This is a genomic window from Stenotrophomonas maltophilia R551-3 (assembly GCF_000020665.1).
In the GTDB taxonomy this organism is placed as follows: domain Bacteria; phylum Pseudomonadota; class Gammaproteobacteria; order Xanthomonadales; family Xanthomonadaceae; genus Stenotrophomonas; species Stenotrophomonas maltophilia_L.
Window position 1 is genome coordinate 4,429,340 of the sequence record NC_011071.1, and the last position, 23,573, is coordinate 4,452,912.

The following is a 23,573-nucleotide window of genomic DNA, read 5'->3' on the forward strand; positions in this document are numbered from 1 at the left end:
GACTGCAAGGACACCGGATGTCAGTGCCGATCCCGCCGCTTCCCTCGCCTGCCGCTCCAGCCTATTACGCCTGGGTGCGCCCGATCGGACAGGCTTCGTTCTGGCTGTCACTGCTGCTGACGGTCTACTTCGTGCTGCAGGGCCTGCTGCTCTGGCCGCTGCACGATCTCCCGCTCTGGCAACTGCTGGCCAATGAAGCGCAGCACCAACAGGTGCACAGCCTGACCTGGCTGCTGGCGCACCCGGTGGGCGCGTCGATGATCGCCGCACTGCTGTGCCTGGCCTCGACCCTGGCCAGCTGGGGACTGCTGCGCGAGCGTCGCTGGGGCCTGTGGAGCTTCGTGGCGATACTGCTGCTGAGCGCATTGACCAACTTCGCGATCGCCGGGTGGCTGGACGTGTTCATGCGCGACCTCATCCCGCTTCTGACCGATGAACCGGGGCTGGTGCAGGAACTGCAGGTGAAGCGCTGGCTGATCACGTTGACCGTGGTCGGCACCTCAATCCTGTTCCTCGGCCTGCAGGGCTGGCTGGCCTGGCGCCTGCTGCGAGCAGACATCCGCTCGCGCTTCCACTGAGCCCCTCCCCTCCTCTGCTCGACAAGGACCGTCGCATGCGCTTGCTGACCCTTCTCCCCGCGCTGCTGCTGTTCGCCGCGCTGCCTGCCGCCGCCGATGCGCTGCGCTGTGGCGAGTACCGCAGCACCGACGGCGGCATGGCGCTGGTGTTCACATCACCCAGCACCGGCTACCGCCACGACGACGGCAGCGAGCCGGAGCCGCTGTGGGTCGATCGCAGTGCGGCGCAGACCCGCCTGGTCATGCTCGACGATGGCGTGGCACTGCCGGTCCGGATCAGTGCCGATGGGCAGCGCATCGAAGACGAGGTTGTGGTGGTCTACACGTTGCGCCAGTCCCGGGACTGCGCCAGCGAACCCGCCGCGATTGCCGGCAGCTGCCGCGCCGCCGGCAGCCACTGCATTGCGCAGCTGCCCGCGGCTTCGCCCGGCCAAATCCAGCGCGCGTGCGACGAAGGCGTTGGCGCGGGCTGCTCGGCGCTGCTGCGACAACTGCGGGATGGCAGCCCAGCAAAGGCCACCGACGACGTCGGTGCCACGGGCTTTGAACGCCCGCCTGCCTGCCGCGAACACACGCCCGGGCATGACCCGCAGGCCTGCGAGGCGCTGACGAATGATGCATTGGCTGCCGCCATGCAGCGGGTGAATCAACGCCTGCAGCAGGAAGACGAAGACACGCTGGGTTCGCCGCTTCAGGCCGCTGCTCGCGATCAGCTGCAGCAGCGGTGCCTGCAGCACCGCAATGGCCGCTTCTGCGTGGAAGTGGCCGCGCAGCAATTGAACGCGCTGGAACCTGCGTTGGCAGTGCAGGCCCTGCAGGTGGTCTGCGATGCGGGACGCGTTACTGCCTGCGAACGTACCGCACCGCTGCGTGAACTCGGCACCGACCTGCGCCTGGTGCCGTTGCAGCGGGTGCCGTGCGGCCGCTATCAGGCCGACGGTGGGGTGATCGACATGCTCGACTTCGGTGATGGCGCGCGTGCCCGCCTGCACGAAGGCGCCGTCCAGCTGCAGCAGAACGGCGAAACCCTTGTGCTGCGCCAGCTCGGCAATGGCGACCTGCTCGGCATGGACAACCAGACGGCCTACCAGCGTTACCAGCTCGTGCCCGGCACGGCACAATGCACGCCCCCGCGCGAGGGCCAGGGTTCGCCGTAGCGCCAGGAGCTTCCCGTTCGATCGTCAAGGAGACGACATGCATTCACCCGCACCGCGCCGCCGCTGGCTGGCCTGGGCGTTGCTGCTGGCCGCGCCGATGGCTGCCGCACAATCGCCGCAATGCGGCCTGTTCAAGGCCGATGAAGGCAGCAGCACGCTGCGCATCAGCTCACCCAACCGCGGCGAGCAGAAGCACTTCGGCAGTGCGCCGTCTCCGGTCGCGTTCCAGCAGATCGACGGAAAGCTGCAGCTGGTGAACCTGGAGTACGGCCTGCCCAGCGCGCTGCAGGTGCGCGATCGTGGCCGCACGGTCGAGGTGGATGGCACGGTCTACCTCCTGCAGGCGCCAGCACAGTGCGCCGCAGCCGCCACGCCGGCTGATGGCAGCTGCCTGGCCGATGCGGCGGCGTGCCTGGACAACCGTCGCGAAGCGACCCCGGCCGCGCTGGAAGCAGGGTGCCGGGAAGGCGTGCCCGGCATGTGCCTGCAACTGGCCGATCGTTGGCACGAGGAGGCCAAACCCACGGTCGAGGCCGATCCCGCCCTGGCAAAGGCAGCGCTCGACGCCGTCTTGTCCGGTATCAAACTCCCCGCCGCCTGTGACAACGGTGGCTTCGAACAGGGAACCCCGGCGTGTGCCGCCGCACTCGAGGCCGACCCGGCAGTGCAGGAGCAGCTGGTCAAGGCCGCGATGACGGCCGCCATGACCGAAGCCATGGTAACGATGACGGCACCGACCGTGCCGGTGATCATTCCAGCTGAGCGGCGGCAACAGTTGTTGCGGTTGTGCCGCGAGGTACCGCACGGCGGCTTCTGCACCCGCGTGGCTGAGCTGTCCTGGGACGCGGGAGATCCCCAGCAGGCGGTGCAGGCCCTGGCTGCAGCCTGCACCCCCGGCAACGACACCGCCACCTGCGAGCGCCTGCCGGCGTTGCAGGCGGTGGGCGCATCGCTGCGACCGCAGCCCGCGACAGCATTGCCCTGCGGCAATTACCGGTCCGACGGCGGCCTGATGGACACGCTGGACTTCGGCGATGCCGGCCTGGTTGGCGTTGGCTGGAGCAGCCATCTTCGCGCACGTGTCGAAAAGGGCGACATCCGCATCCACCACGACCGGGACGGCGACTTCGTGCTGCGCCCGCTGCCCGGCGGCCAGTTGCTGGGCCTGGATAACTGGACCCGCTTCCAGGTGTTCGTCCCCACCGGCGAGGGCCCGACCCGGTGCAGTGCACCGAAGCAGTTCAAGGTGCTGCCACTGCCACAGGATTGCCCGCTGGCGCTGGCCAACGAGGGCGGTGCCGAAGCCTGCTGCGCGCAGGGCAAGCTGCAGGGCTGCAACATTCTCGGCAACCGCCTTGCGCTGTCCGGGAACTGGCTGCAGGCCGCCGGGCACTACACCACGGTCTGCCGCGCCGGCGTGCGCGAAGGGTGCGAGAACCTGGTGACCGCGCAGGGCAACGGCGCGGAACTGGACGCACGGGCAACCCTGGAGCAGCTGTGCAAGGCCGACCGTAGTGGCCTGCATGTGGCCTGCGACGTGCTCGGCACCCAGAACTGGGAGCTGATTACGTTGGGTGGTGCCCTGCAGAAGGCGGTTGATGAGGCAGCCGAGGACGACACTCCAGCGCCGCGCAACTCCAACCGCAAGCGCTGAGCCGGCCAGGGCCTGTCCGCAGCTTCGGGCAGGCCCTGCGGTAAAGTACGCGCCATGAACGAATTCGAGCGCGTGCGCGCCTACCTCACCGACCTGCAGGACCGCATCTGTGCGGCGATCGAGGCCGCCGATGGCCAGGCCCGCTTCCAGGAAGACCTGTGGCAGCGTGCCGAGGGCGGTGGCGGGCGCACCCGCGTGCTGCGCGACGGTGCGGTGTTCGAACAGGCCGGCATCGGCTTCTCCGACGTGGCCGGCAGCCGCCTGCCGCCCTCGGCCTCGGCCAACCGTCCGGAACTGGCTGGCGCCTCCTGGCGCGCCACCGGCGTGTCGCTGGTGTTTCACCCGCTGAACCCCTACGTGCCGACCACCCATGCCAACGTGCGCTTCTTCCAGGCGCAGCGCGACGGCGAGGTGGTGGCCAGCTGGTTCGGCGGCGGCTTCGACCTGACCCCGTTCTATCCGTTCGACGAGGACGTGCAGCACTGGCACCGGGTTGCGCGCGACCTGTGCGCACCGTTCGGCGATGAGCGCTACGCTGCGCACAAGCGCTGGTGCGACGAGTATTTCTTCCTGCGCCATCGCAACGAGACACGCGGTGTCGGCGGCCTGTTCTTCGACGACCTGCACGGCGACTTCGAGCGTGATTTCGATTATCTGCGTGCGGTCGGCGATGGCTTCCTTGATGCGTACCTGCCGATCGTGCAGCAGCGCAAGGACACCGCCTACGGCGAGCGCGAGCGAGAGTTCCAGCTGTACCGACGCGGCCGCTATGTGGAATTCAACCTGGTCTACGACCGCGGCACGCTGTTTGGCCTGCAGAGTGGTGGCCGCAGCGAAAGCATCCTGATGAGCCTGCCGCCGCGGGTGCGTTGGGAGTACGGCTTCAACCCGGAAGCGGGCAGCGCCGAGGCACGCCTGGCCGATTACCTGGTGCCGCGCGACTGGCTCTGATCTTCCGGCACCACGCCTGAGGCGTGGTGCTTTCCCCTGCCTGGTCCGTCCTGTATCGGACGGGTCGTGTTTTTCTTCTTCAAGGATGACGTCATGCCTGCTGCTGTTCCCCTCCGTCCCCGCGCTGCGGGCTGGCGCCCCCTGCTGTTGCTCGCCCTCGCCTCGGCCAGTCTGCCGGCTGCCGCGCAATCGATGGCCTGCGGCACCTACAAGGACAGCGACGGCAATATCACGCTGACCATCGAGAGCGAAGGCCACGCCTTCCTGTCCGGCCCCTACCAGGCCACCGAGGAGCTGCGCATCGCCCGCCAGGAAGACGTGCTCGGCACCGGCAACCTGTCCACGGGACGCCTGGAAAACTGGTTCTTCTCGGACAACGACCGCACGATCAACACGCCCTATCGCGAGTTCACCCGTGAGCACGCCGCCGCCTGCAAGACGATGCCCGAGCCCATCGAAGATGGTTGCGTGATGAACACCTCAGAGTGCCTGGAGGCGCTGCCGGAGGCCGCACCGGTGAAGCTGCACGCCTGGTGTGCCGAGGGCGTGGGCGCGGCCTGCTCCCAGCTGTTGGAGACCTACCAGCAGCAGGCCAAGGACGCTGCCCCGGCGCCTGCACGGGCCGAGCCGCCGAAGCCGGAGATCTGCAAGGAGGATTCCGCGTCCTTCAACGCCGAGGGCTGCAGGGCGATCGCCGAGGTGGTCGGGCTGGAGATGATCGGCAAGTCCCTGCTCGGGCTGCAGCATTCGGTTGATCCCGTGTTGCCGTCCGCGCAGCTCGATGAGCTGGCCGCACTGTGCCGGCAGCAGCACGGCGAGACCTTCTGCGCCGACGTTGCCGAGGTGCTGTGGAGTGGCGGGCGCCTGTTGCAGGCCCACGAAGCGCTGCAGCTGTCGTGCGCGCAGCGCGCGGACGGCGTGGCCTGCGGCCGCGCCAAGGCGCTTGCCAGCCTGGCCGCTGCGCCGGTCGCTTCACTGGCTCCGGTGCCGGCCACTGCGCTGCCGTGTGGGAGCTATGAAGCCGAGTACGGTGTGCTCTCGCAGCTGCGCTTCCTCGATGCCGGCCTGGTTGAGGCCGAGGGCCGCGACCAGCGCCTGCGCGCGCGCCTGCAGGACGGCCGCATCCTCATCCGTCCCGATGTCGGCAGCGACTTCGTGCTGCAACCGCTGAAGAACGGAAACCTCGCCAGCGTCGACGGCGGCAACCGCTTCGCCTACTACGAGCGCAAGCTCGCCGCAGGCAATGCCAGCTGCAAGCCGCCGGTGGCGTTCGTGGAAATTCCACTGCCACTGGATTGCCCGACCCTGGGCCGCAAGGATGGTGCCAAGGCCTGCTGCGCCGATGGCAAGCTGCTCGGCTGCAAGGTTGCCGGCGAAGCGCTGTTCGAGGCCGAGAAATGGGCCGCGTCGCTGCCCTATTTCGAGACGCTGTGCGGCGCCGGTGTCCGCGAAGGGTGCCTGGCATTGGCAGCGGTGTATTCGCACACCGCCGACCCGAAGATCCCGCAGGCCATGGCGGCACTCTGCGCGAAGGATGGCAAGGGCACGCATGTGGCCTGTGATGTGGACGCCACCCGCAACTGGCCGGCGCTGAAGGCCGAAGCCGCGCCCTGAGGCTCATGCACCTGTAGAGCTGGGCGCAAGGCAGCCGAGCATGGGCTCGGCTCTACAGGGTCAGGTGCTCTTCCTGGGGATGATGGTGATGTGCCCGTTGATCTCCAGCAGGGCCAGCTCGACATCCTCCACGCCCAGGCAGCCCTGCTGACGCATCGCGGCCTCGAAATCGGCGCGGGTGACCTGCTCGCGTCGCAGAACGGCGTCGAACAGGCGCCCATCGCGCGCGAGCACCACCGGTTCCCCCTCGACCAGGCGCTCGATGCGACGGCTGCGGGTACTCACCCAGCCTACGCCGTAGTTGAGCAGGATCAGGGTCGCGGCCAGCAACAAGCCACCGCCCAGCGAGGTATCGGTGCCGAGCAGTGCGTTCTGCACGGCATTGCCCAGCAGCACCACCAGCAGCACGTCGAAGGGGGTGATCTGCCCCAGCGGACGTTTGCCACTGAGCCGGACCATGCCCAGCACCACGACGTAGACCACCACCGCGCGCAGGATGAACTCCCACCACGGCATCGCCAGTGAGAACAGATCGGGCATTGCGGGTTCCCCTGCGGAGCGGTGGCCCAGCGTGGCGCAGGCCACGTCATCTGGCAACGGCACAAATAAAAAGCCCCGCTGACCAGGGGGAGGTCAACGGGGCCGGGGAACGGGCACTTGGGGAGGAGTCCCCGTTCCGAGATCTGCTCCAGGGGATGGGAGAGATCCACAACAGGCGTTGCGCCTGTCGAGAGTTATAGAAGCACTCCGAACACTAACGGTTCGTGAAGGGGCCCAATTTAATGAACCTCCATCAGGGCAACATTCATGATCGAGTCAGAAACCTCTGACGAATGAACGAATTCACGTCGTTTTCGGCCTGAAACACCCTCAGTGTGCTTCGTCCCAGTTGTTGCCGATGCCGGTATCGACCACCAGCGGCACCCGCAGTTTGGCCGCTTGCGACATGCGCTCGACCACCTGCAAACGCAACTCCTCGACGAAACTGCTTTCGGTTTCGAACACCAGTTCATCGTGCACCTGCAGGATCATCCGTGCCGGCGCGCCGCTGTCACGCAGCCACTGGTCCACGTCCACCATCGCACGCTTGATGATGTCGGCGGCGGTGCCCTGCATCGGCGCGTTGATCGCGGCGCGCTCGGCACCGGCGCGCAGGCCCTGGTTACGTGCATGAATGTCGTTCAGGTACAGGCGGCGGCCGAACAGGGTTTCCACATAGCCCTGGTCGCGGGCCTGCTGGCGCATCCGCTCCATGAAATCACGCACGCCCGGGTAGCGGCTGAAGTACAGCGCCACGTAGTCCTGCGCCTGGCCACGGTCGATGCCCAGGTTGCGGGCCAGGCCGAAGGCGCTCATGCCGTACATCAGGCCGAAGTTGATCGCCTTGGCCGCGCGGCGCTCGTTCGGAGTCACCTCTTCCAGCGTGCGCCCGAACACCTCGGCGGCGGTGGCGCGGTGGACGTCGGCGCCCTGCTCGAAGGCGCCCACCAGGCCCGGATCTTCCGACAGATGGGCCATGATCCGCAGCTCGATCTGCGAATAGTCGGCCGCCAGCAGCTGGAAGCCCTCCGGGGCGATGAATGCGCGTCGGATACGGCGGCCATCCTCGGTGCGGATCGGGATGTTCTGCAGGTTGGGGTCCGACGAGGACAGGCGGCCGGTGGCGGCGCCGGACTGGTGGTAGCTGGTATGCACGCGGCCGGTGTCCGGATTGACCATCTCCGGCAGCTTGTCGGTATAGGTGCTGCGCAGCTTGGCCAGGCCGCGGTACTCCAGGATCACCCGCGGCAGCTCGTGCTGGTCGGCAATCGCCTCCAGTGCCTCTTCGTTGGTGCTGGGCTGGCCCTTCGGGGTCTTCACCACCGCCGGCAGCTTCAGCTCATCGAACAGCACCGCCTGCAGCTGCTTGGGCGAATCCAGGTTGAAGCTGCGGCCGGCCAGCTCGGTGGCCTTCTGCTGCGCGGCCAGCATGCGCGAGGACAGGTCCTGGCTCTGCCGGCGCAGCTCGACGGTATCGATCCGCACGCCATTGGCTTCGATGCTGGTGAGCACCGGCACCAGCGGCATCTCGATGTCGCGGTACACGCTGTCCAGCGCCGGCTCGGCCAGCAGCTGCGGTTGCAGCGCGCGGTGCAGGCGCAGGGTGATGTCGGCGTCCTCGGCCGCGTAGCGGCTGGCTTCGTCGATGCCCACCTGCGAGAACGGAATCTGCTTGGCGCCCTTGCCGGCCACGTCCTCGAACTTGATGGTGTTGTAGCCCAGGTAACGCAGGGCCAGCGAATCCATGTCGTGGCGGGTGGCGGTGGAATTGAGCACGAAGCTCTCGAGCATGGTGTCGTCGTGGTAGCCCTGCACCTCCACGCCGTGGCGGCGCAGTACGTGCAGGTCGTACTTGCCGTGCTGGCCCAGCTTCTTCTTCGCCGGGTCCTGCAACACCGGGCGCAGTGCGTCCAGCACCTGCTGCATCGGCAGCTGCGGCGGCGCGCCCGGGTAATCGTGGCCGACCGGAATATAGGCGGCCTTGCCCGGCTCGACCGCCAGGCTGATGCCCACCAGGCGCGCACGCATCGCGTCCAGCGCATCGGTTTCGGTATCGAAACTGATCAGGTCCGCCTGCTGCAGGCGCTCGACCCAGGCCTGCAGCTGCTCGGCGGTCAGCACGGTCTCGTATTCACCCGGCGCGGCCAGGGCCGGATCCAGCGTGCCCGCTGCCGGTGCCTCGGCGCTGCCCCGGGCGAAGCCAGCGGCGGTGCCACGCAGGCTCGGCGTTGCTTCGCTGGCGGCCGTCGGCGCCGGCAGCGGTGCACCCAGCTCCTTCAGCGCCTGGGTGAAGCCATAGCGCGCATACAGCTCGGTCAGCTCCGGCACGTCCTGCTCGCGCAGGGCCAGCGTGGTCGGGCTGGCCTCCAGCTCCACGTCGGTGCGGATGGTCACCAGCTCGCGGTTCAGCGGCAGGCGCTCCAGCGCGGCGCGCAGGTTTTCGCCGATCTTGCCCTTCATGGTCGGCGCGGCCGCCATCACCCCATCCAGGTGCTGGTACTCGGCCAGCCACTTGGCGGCGGTCTTCGGCCCACATTTCTCCACGCCCGGCACGTTGTCGACGGTGTCGCCCATCAGCGCCAGCAGGTCGATGATCTGGTCGGCGCGCACGCCGAACTTCTCCATCACCGCCGCATCGGAATCCATGCGGCTGCCGGTCATGGTGTTGACCAGTTCGATGCCCGGGCGCACCAGCTGGGCAAAGTCCTTGTCGCCGGTGGAGATGGTCACCTTCAGGTCCTGCGCCACGCCCTGCAGGGCCAGCGTGCCGATCACATCATCGGCCTCCACGCCAGGGATGCGCAGGATGCTGATGCCCAGCGCTTCGACGATGCGGCACATCGGTTCAACCTGGCTGCGCAGCTCGTCCGGCATCGGCGGGCGGTTGGCCTTGTACTGCTCGTACAGGTCATCGCGGAAGGTCTTGCCGGGCGCATCGACCACGAACGCCACGTAGGCCGGGCGCTCCTTCAGGGTCGAGCGCAGCATGTTGACCACGCCGAACAGCGCGCCGGTGGGTTCGCCCTGTGCATTGGACAGGGGCGGCAGCGCGTGGAACGCGCGGTACAGGTAACTGGACCCGTCGATCAGGACTAATCTGCTCATGGGTCGATTCTACGCGCCCGTGCCTGCACTGCGACGACACGGCACAGCCGCGGCGATGGGGCATAATCAAGGCTCTTTCCAGGCAAAGGCCCCCGCCGATGAAGACCCTGATGCTGGCTTCCGTGCTCCTGCTCGCTGGCTGCGCCAGCCTGGGCGGCGCCGGCGCTCCCCCGGTGGACGTCAAGGGCGCGGATGTGTCCAAGCGCACCATGGACAACGGCGACACGATCGAGGAATACCGTGTGTCCGGCCAGCTGCGCATGGTCAAGGTGACCCCGTCGCGCGGCGCACCGTTCTACATGTACGACAAGAACGGCGATGGCCGTTTCGACAACGACAAGGACGGCGTGTCGCCGGTGTACTGGAAGCTGTACAGCTGGTGATGTGATCGGGGGTCAGAGCCCTTTCCTGCGGAAAGGGATCCGACCCCAACAAGGCAATCGCCACGGCCCACAAAAGATGACGCCGGCACGCATCCTGCGGCCGGCGTCGGGTCCCCTCCCCGGGAACGCTTGAATCAGCGGATGACCAGCACCGGCAGGGTGCTGCGTGCCAGCACTTCGGCAGTCTGGCTGCCCAGCAGCACGCGGGTCACGCCACGACGGCCATGCGAGGTCATCACGATCAGGTCGCTGTTGCGCTCCCCTGCTGTCTCGATGATGCCGTCGGCGGCGTAGCGGTCCAGCACATGCACAGGGTTGGCGGTGATGCCCTGCTCGGCAGCCTTGGCCAGCGCCGGCTGCAGTACCTTCTGCGCACCTTCCTCGCGGTCGGCCTTGTATTCAGGGCTGTTCATGTAGCCCACGCTCCAGCCCATGGCGTCGTACATGCCGACGGCCCACGGCTCGGAAACGGTCACGATATCGACCTCGGCGTTGAGGTCCTTGGCCAGCTCCAGACCCTTGGCCAGGCCCTTGTCGGCCAGCTCGGATCCGTCGGTGGCAATCAGGATGCGCTTGTACATGGTGGGGCTCCGTAGCGATCTGCCAGATGGGAACGACACCATTGCACACCGGATGTGCAGGGCGCGCCTTGAGCAGGATCAATCCGGCGCGGCGCAGCGGCGTGTGCGCACCGCCGGCTTGCACACCCCCTGACCGCAGCGCATGCTTGACCAGCGGCACCGCGCCGCCCTGGGAGAACGCCCATGCAGGACAGCAAGCCGACACCACGAAGCCCCCTCAGGATCATCCTTTGGAGCCTCATCGCCGCCTTCGTGCTGTTCTACGGCGGCTATCATCTGGGCAAGGACATGGCGCTGCGTGACAACGCCCGGCAGTCAGCCGGCCGATAACGCTCTTCTGTAGAGCCGAGCCATGCTCGGCTGCTTTTCCCGCCAGAAGCAGCCGAGCATGGCTCGGCTCTACATTTTCTGCCCTCAGGCGATCTGCACCACGCGTGCGTTCTGGCACAGCGGGTAGCTGCCGACGAATTCAGCAATCGCATCACGCATCGCCTCGAACGATTCGCCGTACATGTACAGCGCCGTTTCGGTCGGGCCCTGCCACCAGCTGCAGATCTCGCCCAGGCCATCGATGCGCTCGGACAACTGCTCGAACACGTGGTTGGAATCGCACTGCTCGTAGACCTCGTCCGGCAGGGTCAGGCCATCCAGGTAGATGCCCAGGCCCTCGGTCACGCCGAAGCCTCGATCAGCGTCGCCCGCACCCTGCAGTTGCGAACCCTTCGGCGCGCCCAGCTGCTCCAGCAGGTCGATCAGCTTCGGCACGCCCGCAGCGTCCACCAGCGCCACTTCGATATCGCCGTACTCGACCTCGCCCTCGTCGGACATCGCGGTGCCACCGCCAGTGATCCCGCCGACCTCGGCCGCCTGCAGCAACGCATCGAGCGGATCCTCGAACAGCTCATGGCGATGCTCGGGCTGCAGCTTGGCGTTCAACTTCACGGTGACGTGCAGCGTGGGTTCGGTCATCGGGGCGTTCCTGGAAGATGTCAGGCCCCATTGTAGAGTCGAAGGTAGCGGCAGGAGCCGCTGCCAACGTCGCCTGCGACGGCCCGAAGGGTGCCGGTCAGGACGACCGGCATAGCCGTGCTCGGCTGTTCTTCCAGCCAGAAGCAGCCGAGCATGGGCTCGGCTCTACAACAGCCCGTCAACGCAGGAACGCCGCCACCTTGCGCTTCAGCAGCTCCACCAGCACCGGGTCCATGTAGTCGTAGTCGTCCGGGATATCCAGGCAGATCACCCGCTTGCCGTTCAACCAGGCCTTGTAACGGCTGGACAGACGGTTGCGGTGCGCCTTTTCCATCACGAAGACCAGATCGGCCCACTGCAGCAGCTCCGGGCTGAGCACTTCTTCGGCGTCAGCCAGCAGCCCGGCCGAGGCCGTCTCGATGCCCGGCCAATCGGCGAATACCTGCTCGGCCGTGGGGCTGCGCAGGCGGTTCTGGCTGCAGAGGAAGAGCACGTTGCGGGTCATGAGTACTCGCCCTTGTAGAGCCGAGCCATGCTCGGCAGCGTTTTTCCGCACCAGGGTCAGAGCCCTCCCTGTGGGAGGGATCCGACCCCTGACGTTGATCAGATCACCGTCAGGTTGGCATACGCCATCACCAGCCACTTGCTGCCGGCATCGGCGAACTCGACCTGCACGCGGGCGTGGGCACCGTTGCCTTCGTAGTCGGTCACCATGCCTTCGCCGAACTTGGGATGGGTGACCAGTGCGCCGAGCTTCAGCGGCGGTGCCTCGATCGAGGCATGGCCCATCACCCGGCTGGCGCCCATCGAGGCCGGCCGCGAGACCTGCACCTTCGGGCGCACTTCGTGCAGCAGCTCGCGCGGAATCTCGCGCAGGAAGCGCGACGGCAGGCTGTAGTTGTCCTGGCCATGGATGCGGCGCGATTCGGCGTAGCTCAGCACCAGTTTCTGGCGTGCGCGGGTGATGCCCACGTAGGCCAGGCGGCGCTCTTCTTCCAGCCGCCCGCTTTCCTCCAGCGAACGTGCGCTGGGGAACAAGCCTTCTTCCAGGCCGGCCAGGAACACCAGCGGGAATTCCAGGCCCTTGGCCGAGTGCAGGGTCATCAGCTGCACGCCTTCCTCGCCCGCCTGCGCCTGGCCCTCGCCGGCCTCCAGCGCGGCATAGGCCAGGAATGCGACCAGCTCGTCCATGTCCTCGCCCACTTCCTCGATGTCGTCGGCGCGGCGCACGAAGCGAGAGGCCACCGAGACCAGTTCGTCGAGGTTGTCGGTGCGCGATTCCGAATCGAGCGCGTTGCGGCTTTCCTTGCTCCAGTGCTCGCGCAGCTGCGAGCGCGCCAGCACGTGGTCCACGCGCTCGGCCAGGGTCATGTGCAGAGTCTGCGCCTGCAGCTCGTTGACCAGCACCAGGAAGCCGGCCAGCGCATTGCGCGCACGTGCGGCCAGCGCGCTGCCCTGGGTGACCAGCATGGTCGCTTCCCACAGCGAAATACCCTGCGCGCGCGCTTCGCGGCGCACTTCGTCCAGCGTGCGGTCGCCGATGCCACGCGTCGGCGTGTTGACCGCGCGCTCGAACGCCGCGTCATCGTTGCGGTTGGACAGCAGGCGCAGGTAGGCCAGCGCGTCCTTGATTTCGGCACGTTCGAAGAAGCGCATGCCGCCATACACGCGGTACGGCACCTGCTCGCTCAGCAGTGCTTCTTCCAGCGCGCGCGACTGCGCGTTGCTGCGGTAGAGCACGGCCACTTCGGTGTAGCTGCCACCGTCGCGCACCCACTGGCGGGCACGCTCGACGATGTAGCGCGCTTCGTCCATCTCGTTGTAGGCGGCATACAGGTCGATCGGCTCGCCGTCGCCGCTGTCGGTCCACAGTTCCTTGCCGATGCGATCCGGGTTGTGCGCGATCACCGCGTTGGCGGCACCGAGGATGTTGGCGGTGGAGCGGTAGTTCTGTTCCAGGCGGATGGTCTGCGCGCCCGGGAAGTCGCGCAGGAAGCCCTGCACGTTCTCGACCTTGGCACCGCGCCAGCCGTAGATGGCCTGGTCATCGTCACCGACCACGAACACGTGGCCGGAATCGCCGGCCAGCACGCGCACGAAGGCGTACTGGATGGCATTGGTGTCCTGGAACTCGTCTACCAGGATCTCGCGGAAGCGCGCGCGGTAGTGCGACAGCAACGCCGGGTTGTCGCGCAGCAGCTCATGCGCGCGCAGCAGCAGCTCGGCGAAGTCGACCAGGCCGGCGCGGTCGCAGCGTGCCTGGTACTCGATGTAGGCCTGGCGCATGGTTTCCAGCCACGCGTCGTGCGGTTCGGGCTGGATGTGCTGTGGGCGGCGGCCCTCGTCCTTCTGCGCGTTGATCCACCACGCGATCTGCTTGGCCGGGTACTTGCCGTCATCCAGTTCCAGCGCCTGCACCACGCGCTTGACCAGTCGCAGCTGGTCGTCCGAATCCATGACCTGGAAGCCTTCGGGCAGCTTCGCGTCCTGCCAGTGCAGGCGCAGCAGGCGGTTGGCCAGGCCATGGAAGGTGCCGATCCACATGCCGCGGCTGCCATTGGGCAGCTGTGCGTCGATGCGGTGGCGCATTTCGCCGGCCGCCTTGTTGGTGAAGGTCACCGCGAAAATGCCGTGGGTCGGCACGCCATCGACTTCATGCAGCCAGGCGATGCGGTGGGTGAGTACGCGGGTCTTGCCGGAACCGGCACCGGCCAGCACCAGGTGGTGGCCGGGGGGAGCGGAGACGGCTTCGCGCTGGGCCGGGTTCAGGCCATCAAGCAGGTGGGAGACATCCATGCCCCCATTTTACGGCATCGCCGTCGCGGCTCCTGCGACCACCTGGGTTGCCAGTGCCTGCGCCTGCTGACGCAGTTCAGGCACCGCCAGGCTTTCCCACAGGCTGCCGATGCGCAGGCTGCCGAGCACGCCCAGCCGTGCCTGCGGCTGGCCACCGGCGGCACACAGGCGATCGCCCGGCACCGTGCTGTCCAGGCCCAGCCCGTGCGGGCCGGGGCGCGCCAGCCCATCGGCCTGCAGCTGCTGCAGCAACGGATTGCGCAGCGCGCTGGCGCGGGTCTCCACGCCGGTGGCGTTGATCACCCCGCTGATCGTCCACTGCTGTTCATTGCCCGAGGCATCGCGGCCGGACAGCTGCAGCGCATTGCCGTCGCGCCAGACGCGTTGCAGGCGGGACCGGTGGATACGCAGCTGGCCGCTGTCCTGCAGGGACTGCAGCTGCGCATCCACTTCTTCGGCGATGCGGTGGCGATGCACGTCCCAATAGCGCACCACATGGCGCAGGAAGCGACGCTGGTCCGCCCCATCGAGGCTGCACCACAGCGCCTGCCCGTGCGGACGGATGCGGTCCATCACGCCCTGCCACGGCAGGCCGTCGGCCTGTGCCTGGCGTGCGAACCCACGCAACGCGCGCAGGCGCTGGCGCAGGTTCATCGGCAGCAGCGTGGCCGGGTCGAACGTGGGCAGGCCACCATGCGCGTGCGGCAACGGCAGCAGGCCATGGCGCGAGATCACATGCAGCGGTCCGCTGTGGCCGGCGGCGACCAGCGCCAGCACGGTGTCGGCCATGCTCAGGCCGGAGCCGACAATGGCTACAGCCTGTTCGCCGGCCAGGGTGCGCACGCCGTCGTAGTCCCAGGCCTCGATCACGTCATCCGCAGGCAGTGCCTCGGCACCGGCTACCGGCAGCGGCCGCATGCTGTTGCCGGTGGCCAGCACGGCCTGTGCGGCGTGCAGCGTCTGGCCATCGCCGAGTGTCAGCTGGTAACCGTGGTCATCCGGCTGCAGGCCCAGCACCGGCTGCGCGATCACCTGCAGCTGTGCCGGGCTGGTCGCAGCGGCCTCCTGCAGGCGCTGCTGCAGGTAGGCAGCAAAGTAGTGGCGGCACACATAGCGCTCGCCCAGCACCTCGCGCGCCTCGCCCGGGTAGGCATTGGCGGCCATCAGGTAGTCGAGGAAATCGCCGGGCTGGTCGGCAAACGCACTCATCTTCGCCGCCGGCACGTTCAGCAGGTGCTCCGGCCACGGCGTGGCATAGGCGATACCCTGGGCCAGCTGCGAGGCGGGTTCGAAGATGGCCAGCGCCAGCGGCGCCTTGGCCTGGCGCAGTACCTGGATCGCCACCAGCACCCCGGCCGCACCACCACCGATGATTGCCAGGTCCAGTTCGCCATTACGCGGTGAATCAGTCATGTGCCGATTGTAGGCCATCGGCGATGACAGGCCGGATTGCCGAAATGGGCGGCCGGCATTGCCTTACATCAACGCATCGGCCAAGCGTGCGATGCCCTCGCGGCTACGCCGCCACGTGGGGCGGCTGCGCCACTGCTGCAGATCCAGCTGTCGCGACTCACGCAGATAGCCATCCTCGATCTCGCACAACTGCTTCACCAGCGCGTGGTCGTAGCAGATCAGGCCGATCTCGGCATTCAGCGCGAACGAGCGGATATCCATGTTGATCGAGCCCAGCACGGCGATGTCCTCGTCCACGCTCATGTGCTTGGCGTGCAGGAACTGTGGTTCGTACAGGGCGATGCGTACACCACAACGCAGCAGTTCGTCGTAGTACGCCTCCTGCGCCCACGAGGTCAGCCGCTGGTTGTTGCTGGCCGACAGGATCAGCTGCACGTCCACGCCGGACAACGCCGCGATGCGCAGCGCGCTCAGCGTGGCTTCGTCGGGCACGAAGTACGGGGTGACCATCACCAGCCGGCGCCGTGCGAGGTGGATCAGCGCCGCCACCGCGTCGCGTGCGTTGCTGTACGGGTAGGCCGGGCCGCTGGGCAGCAGCTGGGTGGCGATGTCGTCGCTGCACTCGGGCACGTCGGCGATCACGTCCAGGCGCTGGCCGGTTTCCATGTACCAGTCGCTGGCGAACACGGCTTCCAGATGCGCCACCGCCGGGCCGCGCACGCGCGCCACCAGCTCGCGGTTCGGGTGGCCGGGCACGAACCCGGGGCCGGCCAGGTTCTGCGAACCGACGTAGGCCACTTCGTTGTCGATCACCGCGATCTTGCGGTGATTGCGCAGGTCCATGCGCCCGCTGCGGCGCCAGCGCAGGCCGCCGGGCAGCATCGCGCGCACCTCGATGTCACGCGCTTCAAGGCGCTTGCGATAGGCGCGCAGACCGCGCTTGGCACCCACCGCGTCGAGCAGCACGCGGCATTGCACGCCACGCGCCGCTGCTCGCTGCAGTGCCTCGACCACCGCCTCGCCCACCGCGTCATCGAACATCAGGTAGTACAGCAGGTGCACACGGTCTTCAGCCTGGTCGATGTCGGCGATCAGCGTGTGCAGCGATTCGTCGTAGTCGGTCAACAGGTCCACCGCGTTGCCGTGCACCGGCATGAAGTCGCCCTGGCGCTGCACCAGCGGCACGATCTCGGCGCAGGCGGTGTCTGGCTGCGGGGTCCAGCGCAGGCGATGCTGCAGCGCCTGTTCTTCGCGGATGACCTGCGAGGCCTCGGCCTGGCGGCGGATGCGCTCGCGCGACAGCCACGGGTGGCCGAACAGCAGGTACAGCGGCAGGCCCAGCAGCGGCACGAAGCCGACCAGCAGCAGCCAGCTGCGCGCCGCCCCCGGCGTGGTGCGGGTGGGGATCCAGCACAGCGCGACCAGCCGGATCAGCCAGTCGATCAGCAGCAGGTAGGAACCCAGCAACCACTCGAACAGCATCGCGTCGCCCGTCGGGAGGTGATGGGCCATTCTGCCCAGCGGGGTGTGTAGAGTCGAGCCGCGCTCGACTGCTTTGAAGCCGTGTGCCAACCAAGGTTGGCACCTACCGGGGGTGGAGGGAATGTGCCGACCAACGGTCGGCACCCACAGGCACCCACAGGCACCCACCGGCCCCACCGTCGGGCATGAAAAAACCCGCCACAAGGGCGGGTTTCTTCGCGGGGATCAGCAATCCTTGCGGATTACTTGATCTTGCCTTCCTTGTACGGGACGTGCTTGCGCACGACCGGATCGTACTTGGAGAATTCCATCTTCCCCGGGGTGTTCTTCTTGTTCTTGTCGGTCGTGTAGAAGTGACCGGTACCAGCGGTCGAAATCATACGGACCTTATCGCGCTTGCCTGCCATGATCGTCTACTCCTCAGACCTTTTCGCCGCGCGCACGCAGCTCAGCCAGAACGGAATCGATACCGTTCTTGTCGATGGTGCGCAGTGCATGCGCGGAAACACGAAGCTTCACCCAGCGGTTTTCGCTGGCAACCCAGAAGCGGCGCTCGTGCAGATTCGGCAGGAAACGACGACGGGTCTTGTTGTTGGCGTGCGAGACGTTGTTACCCGTCTGCACTCGCTTGCCGGAAACCTGGCATACGCGGGACATGGCGCACCTCGATAGTAAGTTGTGTCAGCCCGTAGCCCGGGAGACGGCGGCCTCGATGGTTGCCCACCACACGTCAAGAGAATCAAAGGGTTACGCTGGCGTTGGGCGGCCGGGGACGTGCTCCCGGGGACGCCGCCCGGTAGAAAACCGGACACAGCGAGCCGCGCATTATGCACGGGTTCAAGCACTTGCGCAAGTTACCCACAGGCTGGGGCTGAACGCGACGGCCACTCCCCCTGTAGAACCGAGCGCATGCTCGGCTCGGTCCTTCCGGGGCGCAGCAGCCGAGCATGGGCTCGGCTCTACAGCTACCAGGCCAGCTCAACGCAGGTGCGGAATCACCTGGGCCAGCAGATGGGCATCCTTCAACGCGCCGTGCAGGCCACGGTTACCCGGGATGCGCAGGCGCTGCAGCACATCGTCCAGCTTGTTGCCCTGGCCCGGCCAACGCCCACGCGCCAGCTTCAAGCTGCAGGTAATGCGGCAATGCTGGGCCAGCGTGCCGGGGATGCCCGCCAGGCGCAGCTCGTTGTCCAGGAAGCCGACATCGAAGGTGGCGTTGTGCGCGACCATCTCGCTGCCGCGCAGGAAATCCAGCAGTTCGGCAGCCTTGCTGGAGAACAGCGGCTTGCCCACCAGCATCGCGTCGCTGATGCCGTGCACGCGCTGCGCGCCCCAGTCCACCTTGCGCTGCGGCTGCAGGTAGGTGTGGAACTGGCGACCGGTCAGCTGGCCATCGATCAGTTCGACGGCACCGATTTCGATGACCCGGTGCCCCAGGCGGTGGGAGATGCCGGTGGTTTCGGTATCCAGTGCGACGATGCGGCTCATGCGTGTTGCTGTTTCCTGTTGCGTGCTGTGGTGATTTTCGCATGCCTGCAGCAGGAAGCCCCCTGTAGAGCCGAGCCCGCGCTCGGCTCACGCGCGAAGCGCGGGCCTTGAACGTTGCAGCCAGAAGCAGCCGAGCCTGGGCTCGGCTCTACAGATAAGCGGATTTCACCCCAATACCTCCACCACCCAGTCGATGAACACCCGCAGACGCTGGCTCTTGTGCCGGTTAGGCGGGAACATCACGTGCATCGGCATCGGCGGCAGCTGCCAGTCCTGCAACACCGGCAGCAGCTCGCCGCGCGCCAGGTGCGGCTCGGCCATGTAGCTGGGCAGCGCGACCACGCCCAGCCCTGCCAATGCAGCCGCCAGATAGGCGTTGCCGTCGTCGAAGCCGACCGTATAGCGGCCCTGCACCTCAACGCGCTCATCGCCACGCTGTGCAGTGAACACGCGGGCGCGGCCACTGCGCGGGCTGAGGAAACCGACCATGTGGTGATCCGGACCTTCCAGCGCGCGCGGGTCGGCTGGCAGCCCGAAACGCTGCACATAGCCCGGGCTGGCATGGAAGCCGATCGGCAGCGCGCCGAGCGGCCTCGCCACCAGCGCCGGGTCGGCCGGGGTGCCACCACGGATCACGCAATCGACGTTGTCGGCGATGACGTCGACCTCGCGGTCACTCACGCCGATGTCCAACTGGATCTCCGGGTAGCGCGCCTGGAAATCCGGCAGCGCCGGTACCAGCCGCAGCCGCGCGTAGGGCCCCGGCACATCCACGCGCAGTCGCCCACGCGGCTGCGTGGCGGCATCGCCCAGTCCGCCCTCCACCTCTTCCAGCTCAGCCAGCAGGCGGGCGATGCGCGGGTAGTAGGCCGCGCCATCGGCGGTGACGCTGACCCGGCGCGTGGTGCGGTTGAGCAACCGCAGCCGCAGGTGCGCCTCCAGCTGCTGCACCAGCTGGGTGGCCGTGGTGCGGCTGATCTGCAGGGTCTGCGCGGCGCGGGTGAAGCTGCCGGTTTCCACTACCCGGGCAAAGGCGCGCATCGCCTCGAAACGGTCCATGGCTGGCCATGATTGTTTGGAATTGGCAATCAATCTAGGCCGATCATCGCGGTTTATCCAGACAGCGCTGGCGGGGAGGATGGCGTTCTTTCCCACGGGTTCCTTCCCATGTCACAGCGCGATGTCGTTTTCCCCGCCGGCCGCCAGGCCCTGTACGAGCGCAACCGCTACTCGCCGGCGATCCGTTCCAATGGCTTCCTGTTCGTCTCCGGCCAGGTCGGCAGCCGCGAGGATGGTTCGCCTGAGCCGGACTTCGAAGCGCAGGTGCGCCGCGCCTTCGAAAATCTCAATGCGGTACTGGCTGCCGCCGGCTGCAGCTTCGATGACGTGGTCGACGTGACCGTGTTCCTGGTCGACCCCGAGAAGAACTTCGAGAAGGCCTGGGCGATCGTGCCCGAGTACTGGGGCGAGGCGCCGCACCCGACCCTGACCGGCATCGGCGTGACCTGGCTGTACGGATTCCAGTTCGAGATCAAGGTGATCGCGAAGCTGCCGTGATACGGGTAGTGCCGGCCGCTGGCCGGCAATGTGTCGGGGGTCGAAAAGCGTGTCGACCAAGGTCGACACCTACCAGGGCAGTCGGCGTGACCTGGCTATACGGGTTCCAGTTCGAGATCAAGGTGATCGCTAAGCTGCCTGCAGACCGGTAGTGCCGGCCGCTGGCCGGCAATGTGTCGGGGGTCGAAAAGCGTGTCGACCAAGGTCGACACCTACCAAGGCAGTCGGCGTGACCTGGCTGTATGGGTTCCAGTTCGAGATCAAGGTGATCGCGAAGCTGCCTGCAGACCGGTAGTGCCGGCCGCTGGCCGGCAGCAATGTGCCGGGGCCAGCCCGTTCCAGAGGAACGGGATCCGACCCCACACCCGGCGCACCTGAACGGGAGGTTCCGACGAATTCCCGAGGTGGCCATTGATATTGTATCCGGCGAAAACCGCTTGCTAGCCTCCCCTCCATGCGCCGGATCACCCGCCAACTGCGTACGTACCTGATGATGCTGCTGATGGCGGCATTCGTGGTCGTGCCGGTGGCCGACGCACTGGTGTGTGCGGTGGAACCGCATGCCAGCAGCGCCCATGTCGAATCCCTCGCGGACGATGCAGGCGGTGACAGCGACAGCAAGCACACGGGTGCCTGCACGCATAACCACTGCCACCACTCCACGCTGAGCCTGCCGGCGAACGATTTCGCCGCCTTCGGTACGCCGCTGCCGGCGCGCTGGATGAATGCCGGCGACGTTGCGACCTATGCGGTCGCCCAGGATGAATTGACGCGTCCCCCCCGGGCGTGAGTTGAGCGCGTCCCGCAATCGCGGGCTCCCGTTTCACTCACAACCGGAATCCCCCTATGTCGATCCTGACACCTCGGTCGCCGCGCGCGGCCGGGCTGGTCGTCGCTGTACTGCTGGGCCTTGCCCCGGCAATGCAGGCGTCGGCGCAAGCCGCCCCTTCCTACGACACCCTGCTTGAACGCCTCGACCAGTTGCCCGGCACCCGTGTCGGCGCGGCGCTGGCCGAAGCCGCCGATGCCCGTGCCGACCAGGCCCGTGCGTTGCCCAATCCTTCCCTCTCCTACTCCGCCGAGAACGCGTGGGGCACCGGCTCCTATGGCGGCATGGGCAAGGCCGATACCGTGCTCACCCTGTCCCAGCCCCTGGAGGTATGGGGCCAGCGCGGCGCGCGCGTCCGTGCCGCCCGCGCCGAGGCACAGGCGGCCAACCTGCGTGGCGCCCAAAGCCGCAGCGATGTGGCCAGCCAGTTGGCGGTGGTCTATGCACAGGCGGAAAGTGCATTGCGCCGCTACAGCCTGGCCGAAGAGGCACTGACCCTCACCCGCGACGACGCCAACGCCGTCAACGCGATGGTCAAGCAGGGCCGCGAGCCGCAGCTGCGTGCGGTGCAGGCGCAGAGCGAAGTGGCCAACGCCAGCGCCGCGCTGGATGAGGCACAGGCCTTCCGCGACGCCGCACTGGCCCGCCTGGCTGGCGCCGCGCTGCTGGATGCACCGGTGCAGTCGATCGACAACAGCCTGCTCGACCGTGCTCCGCCGCTGCCGCGTGGCGCCACCGATGCCGCGCTGGCGGTGCGCATCGCCGAGGCCGAAGCCGATGCAGCGGGCAAGCTGGTCGATGTGGAGCGCAAGCGCGCCCTGCCCGACCTCAGCGTCACTGCCGCACAGACACGCTTCCGCGAGGGCGGCGAGCGCGCCTACAACCTCGGGGTCAGCCTCAGCATCCCGCTGTTCGACCGTAACCGCGGTGGCATCCGCGCCGCCAATGCCGACCAGCGCGCGGCCGAAGCCCGTCTGGACCAGCAACGCCGTGACAGCGAGGCCGCGCGCCTCTCCGCCGTGGCTGGACTGAAGGCCGCCGGCAGCCGCACCCGTGCCTCCGACGAAAGCGTGGTCGCTGCCGAGGAGGCGTATCGGCTGGCCCGGGTCGGCTTCGACGCAGGACGCATCTCGCAGCTGGAACTGCGCAGCACGCGCAGCGCCCTCATCGCCGCCCGCGGCACCGCCGTGGACGCACGCCTGTCGCGCGTCGGCGCCGAAATCGATCTTGCGCGCCTTGAAGGGCGCGCCCCCTTTGTGGAGGCCCCATGACTCTCTCCCGTACTTTTCCGCTGATCGGCGGCGTCCTGCTGGCCGTGTTCCTGGCCGGCTGCGCCGGCAACGCGCAGACGCCGGAAACGGTGGATGCGACCACCGCCAAGGCAGGCAACGATGATGGCCACGGCCATGCTGCCGACAGCAAGGAAGCCAAGGCGGAAACCGCCAAGGCTCCCGCCGACGCCGATGAAGGCGTGGTGCAGCTGACCCAGGAACAGATCAAGGCGTCCGGTATCGAGGTGGTCGCCATCGGCCGTGGTGGCGGTGGCTCCACGCGCCTGTCCGGCCGGGTCGAACCGTCGGTGGGCGCACGTGCCTCGGTGGCATCCACGGTGACCGGCCGGGTCGAACGCGTGCTGGTCGCGCCGGGCACGGCGGTGAAGCAGAACCAGGCACTGGCCATCGTGGTCAGTGGCGAGGCAGCGGTGTTCCGCGCCAATGCGCTGGCCGCATCGGCTGAAGCCGAGGCCGCACGCCTGGCCTACGGTCGCGACAAGGCGCTGGTCGACCAGGGCGTGGTCGCCCGCCAGGAGCTGGAAACCTCGCGCGCGCGTTCGCTGGCGGCACAGGCCCAGGCGGCCGCCGCGCAGGCCCAGGCCGCCGCCAACGGTGCGCCCGATGCCAGTGGCCGCGTACGCATCACCAGCCCGGTGGCCGGCATCGTCGGCAACGTGCAGGTCACACCGGGCGGCGTGGTCGCTGCCGGTAGTGCCGTGGCTGACGTCGCCGATCCGAGCATGAACGAACTGGTGTTCACCGCGCCGCCGGCGCTGGCCGCGCAGGTCACGCCCGGCATGAAGCTGGAAGTGAGCGTGCCGGGTGGCAGCTTCACCGCCACCGTCACCGGTTCGGCCGCCGATGTCCGCCAGCAGGGCGGCGTGGCGGTGATCCGTGCCACGCCGGTGGACGCCTCCTTGCCGCCGGCCGGTTCGCCGGTATCGGCGGTGGTGGTCACCGAAGGCCAGGACGGTTCGCTCAGCGTGCCGGCCGATGCGGTGCAGAACGTCGACGGCAGCAGTGCAGTGTTCGTCGCCGTCGAAGGCGGTTTCAAGGCGCAGCCGGTGCTGGCCGGACGCCGTGCCGGCGACCGCATCGAGATCCTCGGTGGGCTGACCGGCAGCGAGCGCATCGTTGGCAGCAATGCCTTCCTGCTCAAGGCCGAACTGGCCAAGGGCGAAGCCGAGCACGGCCACTGAGGA

Annotated in this window: 23 protein-coding genes; 11 read left to right on the forward strand and 12 right to left on the reverse strand. The window is 67.7% G+C overall.

Annotation, left to right across the window (positions count from 1 at the left end; all coding sequences use genetic code 11):
* The first annotated feature begins 17 nt into the window (after positions 1-17).
* The 5 genes from SMAL_RS19985 (at position 18) to SMAL_RS20005 (ending at position 5,954) form a co-directional block, all read left to right on the forward strand.
* Entirely contained in the window at positions 18-578 is a 561-nt protein-coding gene (locus tag SMAL_RS19985) for a hypothetical protein (RefSeq protein ID WP_012512484.1), read from the forward strand.
* A gap of 35 nt (positions 579-613) precedes the next feature.
* On the forward strand, positions 614-1,735 hold the full coding sequence (locus SMAL_RS19990) for a hypothetical protein (RefSeq protein WP_012512485.1): 1,122 nt from the start codon (positions 614-616) through the stop codon (positions 1,733-1,735).
* 37 nt (positions 1,736-1,772) lie between these two features.
* Positions 1,773-3,389, forward strand: coding sequence for a hypothetical protein (locus tag SMAL_RS19995; protein WP_012512486.1), 1,617 nt, complete (start codon positions 1,773-1,775; stop codon positions 3,387-3,389).
* Positions 3,390-3,443: 54 nt separating this feature from the next.
* Positions 3,444-4,340, forward strand: coding sequence for an oxygen-dependent coproporphyrinogen oxidase (hemF, locus tag SMAL_RS20000; protein ID WP_012512487.1), 897 nt, complete (start codon positions 3,444-3,446; stop codon positions 4,338-4,340).
* Positions 4,341-4,433: 93 nt separating this feature from the next.
* Positions 4,434-5,954, forward strand: a complete 1,521-nt coding sequence (locus tag SMAL_RS20005; protein WP_012512488.1) for a hypothetical protein — start codon at positions 4,434-4,436, stop codon at positions 5,952-5,954.
* A 60-nt stretch (positions 5,955-6,014) separates the two neighbouring features.
* Here SMAL_RS20005 and SMAL_RS20010 read toward each other — a convergent pair whose 3' ends face one another.
* Together SMAL_RS20010 and polA are read right to left on the reverse strand one after the other, a co-directional pair.
* Entirely contained in the window at positions 6,015-6,494 is a 480-nt protein-coding gene (locus SMAL_RS20010; protein WP_012512489.1) for a DUF421 domain-containing protein, read from the reverse strand.
* A 330-nt stretch (positions 6,495-6,824) separates the two neighbouring features.
* A complete protein-coding gene (polA, locus tag SMAL_RS20015; RefSeq protein ID WP_012512490.1) occupies positions 6,825-9,599 on the reverse strand; it encodes a DNA polymerase I in 2,775 nt (924 codons plus the stop codon).
* 98 nt (positions 9,600-9,697) lie between these two features.
* Between polA and SMAL_RS20020 the strand changes: the two genes are divergently transcribed.
* Positions 9,698-9,982: a DUF2782 domain-containing protein gene (locus SMAL_RS20020; RefSeq protein WP_012512491.1), complete on the forward strand. Its 285-nt coding sequence runs from the start codon at positions 9,698-9,700 to the stop codon at positions 9,980-9,982.
* Between the two features lie 134 nt (positions 9,983-10,116).
* Here the strand turns inward: SMAL_RS20020 and SMAL_RS20025 are convergent, their stop codons facing one another.
* Positions 10,117-10,563, reverse strand: a complete 447-nt coding sequence (locus SMAL_RS20025; RefSeq protein ID WP_005411629.1) for a universal stress protein — start codon at positions 10,561-10,563, stop codon at positions 10,117-10,119.
* A gap of 183 nt (positions 10,564-10,746) precedes the next feature.
* On the opposite strand from SMAL_RS20025, the gene SMAL_RS21160 reads away from it, so the two are divergent.
* On the forward strand, positions 10,747-10,893 hold the full coding sequence (locus SMAL_RS21160) for a hypothetical protein (RefSeq protein ID WP_006402488.1): 147 nt from the start codon (positions 10,747-10,749) through the stop codon (positions 10,891-10,893).
* Between the two features lie 84 nt (positions 10,894-10,977).
* On the opposite strand, the gene SMAL_RS20030 is transcribed toward SMAL_RS21160, so the two are convergent.
* The 9 genes from SMAL_RS20030 to SMAL_RS20070 form a co-directional block, all read right to left on the reverse strand.
* Positions 10,978-11,532, reverse strand: coding sequence for a hypothetical protein (locus tag SMAL_RS20030; protein ID WP_012512492.1), 555 nt, complete (start codon positions 11,530-11,532; stop codon positions 10,978-10,980).
* A 178-nt stretch (positions 11,533-11,710) separates the two neighbouring features.
* A complete protein-coding gene (locus SMAL_RS20035; protein ID WP_006402491.1) occupies positions 11,711-12,037 on the reverse strand; it encodes a low molecular weight protein tyrosine phosphatase family protein in 327 nt (108 codons plus the stop codon).
* A gap of 98 nt (positions 12,038-12,135) precedes the next feature.
* The gene (uvrD, locus tag SMAL_RS20040; RefSeq protein ID WP_006402493.1) at positions 12,136-14,328 is read right to left on the reverse strand and encodes a DNA helicase II; all 2,193 of its coding nucleotides are present in this window, start codon (positions 14,326-14,328) and stop codon (positions 12,136-12,138) included.
* 9 nt (positions 14,329-14,337) lie between these two features.
* Complete coding sequence (locus SMAL_RS20045; RefSeq protein WP_012512493.1) at positions 14,338-15,759, reverse strand: FAD/NAD(P)-binding protein; 1,422 nt, start codon at positions 15,757-15,759, stop codon at positions 14,338-14,340.
* Between the two features lie 45 nt (positions 15,760-15,804).
* The gene (gene cls / locus SMAL_RS20050; RefSeq protein ID WP_012512494.1) at positions 15,805-17,223 is read right to left on the reverse strand and encodes a cardiolipin synthase; all 1,419 of its coding nucleotides are present in this window, start codon (positions 17,221-17,223) and stop codon (positions 15,805-15,807) included.
* A gap of 242 nt (positions 17,224-17,465) precedes the next feature.
* The gene (rpmG, locus tag SMAL_RS20055; RefSeq protein ID WP_170272460.1) at positions 17,466-17,633 is read right to left on the reverse strand and encodes a 50S ribosomal protein L33; all 168 of its coding nucleotides are present in this window, start codon (positions 17,631-17,633) and stop codon (positions 17,466-17,468) included.
* A 10-nt stretch (positions 17,634-17,643) separates the two neighbouring features.
* A complete protein-coding gene (gene rpmB, locus SMAL_RS20060; RefSeq protein WP_005411638.1) occupies positions 17,644-17,880 on the reverse strand; it encodes a 50S ribosomal protein L28 in 237 nt (78 codons plus the stop codon).
* 321 nt (positions 17,881-18,201) lie between these two features.
* Positions 18,202-18,711 carry a DNA polymerase III subunit epsilon gene (gene dnaQ, locus SMAL_RS20065; RefSeq protein ID WP_006402525.1) on the reverse strand — a complete coding sequence of 170 codons (510 nt, stop codon included), beginning with the start codon at positions 18,709-18,711 and terminating at the stop codon, positions 18,202-18,204.
* 165 nt (positions 18,712-18,876) lie between these two features.
* The gene (locus SMAL_RS20070; protein WP_012512495.1) at positions 18,877-19,770 is read right to left on the reverse strand and encodes a LysR family transcriptional regulator; all 894 of its coding nucleotides are present in this window, start codon (positions 19,768-19,770) and stop codon (positions 18,877-18,879) included.
* A 108-nt stretch (positions 19,771-19,878) separates the two neighbouring features.
* On the opposite strand from SMAL_RS20070, the gene SMAL_RS20075 reads away from it, so the two are divergent.
* The 4 genes from SMAL_RS20075 (at position 19,879) to SMAL_RS20090 (ending at position 23,570) form a co-directional block, all read left to right on the forward strand.
* On the forward strand, positions 19,879-20,268 hold the full coding sequence (locus tag SMAL_RS20075) for a RidA family protein (protein WP_012512496.1): 390 nt from the start codon (positions 19,879-19,881) through the stop codon (positions 20,266-20,268).
* Between the two features lie 454 nt (positions 20,269-20,722).
* The gene (locus SMAL_RS20080; protein WP_006402574.1) at positions 20,723-21,058 is read left to right on the forward strand and encodes a hypothetical protein; all 336 of its coding nucleotides are present in this window, start codon (positions 20,723-20,725) and stop codon (positions 21,056-21,058) included.
* A 56-nt stretch (positions 21,059-21,114) separates the two neighbouring features.
* A complete protein-coding gene (locus tag SMAL_RS20085) occupies positions 21,115-22,368 on the forward strand; it encodes a TolC family protein (protein ID WP_012512497.1) in 1,254 nt (417 codons plus the stop codon).
* On the forward strand, positions 22,365-23,570 hold the full coding sequence (locus SMAL_RS20090; protein ID WP_012512498.1) for an efflux RND transporter periplasmic adaptor subunit: 1,206 nt from the start codon (positions 22,365-22,367) through the stop codon (positions 23,568-23,570). Before SMAL_RS20085 ends, SMAL_RS20090 begins: the two co-directional genes overlap by 4 nt.
* Positions 23,571-23,573 lie beyond the last annotated feature (3 nt).

Bases quoted from the DNA above. Each gene is read 5' to 3' on its own strand.
- SMAL_RS19985 (WP_012512484.1), top strand. From the start codon at position 18: ATGTCAGTGCCGATCCCGCCGCTTCCCTCGCCTGCCGCTCCAGCCTAT.
- SMAL_RS19990 (WP_012512485.1), top strand. From the start codon at position 614: ATGCGCTTGCTGACCCTTCTCCCCGCGCTGCTGCTGTTCGCCGCGCTG.
- SMAL_RS19995 (WP_012512486.1), top strand. From the start codon at position 1,773: ATGCATTCACCCGCACCGCGCCGCCGCTGGCTGGCCTGGGCGTTGCTG.
- hemF (WP_012512487.1), top strand. From the start codon at position 3,444: ATGAACGAATTCGAGCGCGTGCGCGCCTACCTCACCGACCTGCAGGAC.
- SMAL_RS20005 (WP_012512488.1), top strand. From the start codon at position 4,434: ATGCCTGCTGCTGTTCCCCTCCGTCCCCGCGCTGCGGGCTGGCGCCCC.
- SMAL_RS20010 (WP_012512489.1), bottom strand. From the start codon at position 6,494: ATGCCCGATCTGTTCTCACTGGCGATGCCGTGGTGGGAGTTCATCCTG.
- polA (WP_012512490.1), bottom strand. From the start codon at position 9,599: ATGAGCAGATTAGTCCTGATCGACGGGTCCAGTTACCTGTACCGCGCG.
- SMAL_RS20020 (WP_012512491.1), top strand. From the start codon at position 9,698: ATGAAGACCCTGATGCTGGCTTCCGTGCTCCTGCTCGCTGGCTGCGCC.
- SMAL_RS20025 (WP_005411629.1), bottom strand. From the start codon at position 10,563: ATGTACAAGCGCATCCTGATTGCCACCGACGGATCCGAGCTGGCCGAC.
- SMAL_RS21160 (WP_006402488.1), top strand. From the start codon at position 10,747: ATGCAGGACAGCAAGCCGACACCACGAAGCCCCCTCAGGATCATCCTT.
- SMAL_RS20030 (WP_012512492.1), bottom strand. From the start codon at position 11,532: ATGACCGAACCCACGCTGCACGTCACCGTGAAGTTGAACGCCAAGCTG.
- SMAL_RS20035 (WP_006402491.1), bottom strand. From the start codon at position 12,037: ATGACCCGCAACGTGCTCTTCCTCTGCAGCCAGAACCGCCTGCGCAGC.
- uvrD (WP_006402493.1), bottom strand. From the start codon at position 14,328: ATGGATGTCTCCCACCTGCTTGATGGCCTGAACCCGGCCCAGCGCGAA.
- SMAL_RS20045 (WP_012512493.1), bottom strand. From the start codon at position 15,759: ATGGCCTACAATCGGCACATGACTGATTCACCGCGTAATGGCGAACTG.
- cls (WP_012512494.1), bottom strand. From the start codon at position 17,223: ATGCTGTTCGAGTGGTTGCTGGGTTCCTACCTGCTGCTGATCGACTGG.
- rpmB (WP_005411638.1), bottom strand. From the start codon at position 17,880: ATGTCCCGCGTATGCCAGGTTTCCGGCAAGCGAGTGCAGACGGGTAAC.
- dnaQ (WP_006402525.1), bottom strand. From the start codon at position 18,711: ATGAGCCGCATCGTCGCACTGGATACCGAAACCACCGGCATCTCCCAC.
- SMAL_RS20070 (WP_012512495.1), bottom strand. From the start codon at position 19,770: ATGGACCGTTTCGAGGCGATGCGCGCCTTTGCCCGGGTAGTGGAAACC.
- SMAL_RS20075 (WP_012512496.1), top strand. From the start codon at position 19,879: ATGTCACAGCGCGATGTCGTTTTCCCCGCCGGCCGCCAGGCCCTGTAC.
- SMAL_RS20080 (WP_006402574.1), top strand. From the start codon at position 20,723: ATGCGCCGGATCACCCGCCAACTGCGTACGTACCTGATGATGCTGCTG.
- SMAL_RS20085 (WP_012512497.1), top strand. From the start codon at position 21,115: ATGTCGATCCTGACACCTCGGTCGCCGCGCGCGGCCGGGCTGGTCGTC.
- SMAL_RS20090 (WP_012512498.1), top strand. From the start codon at position 22,365: ATGACTCTCTCCCGTACTTTTCCGCTGATCGGCGGCGTCCTGCTGGCC.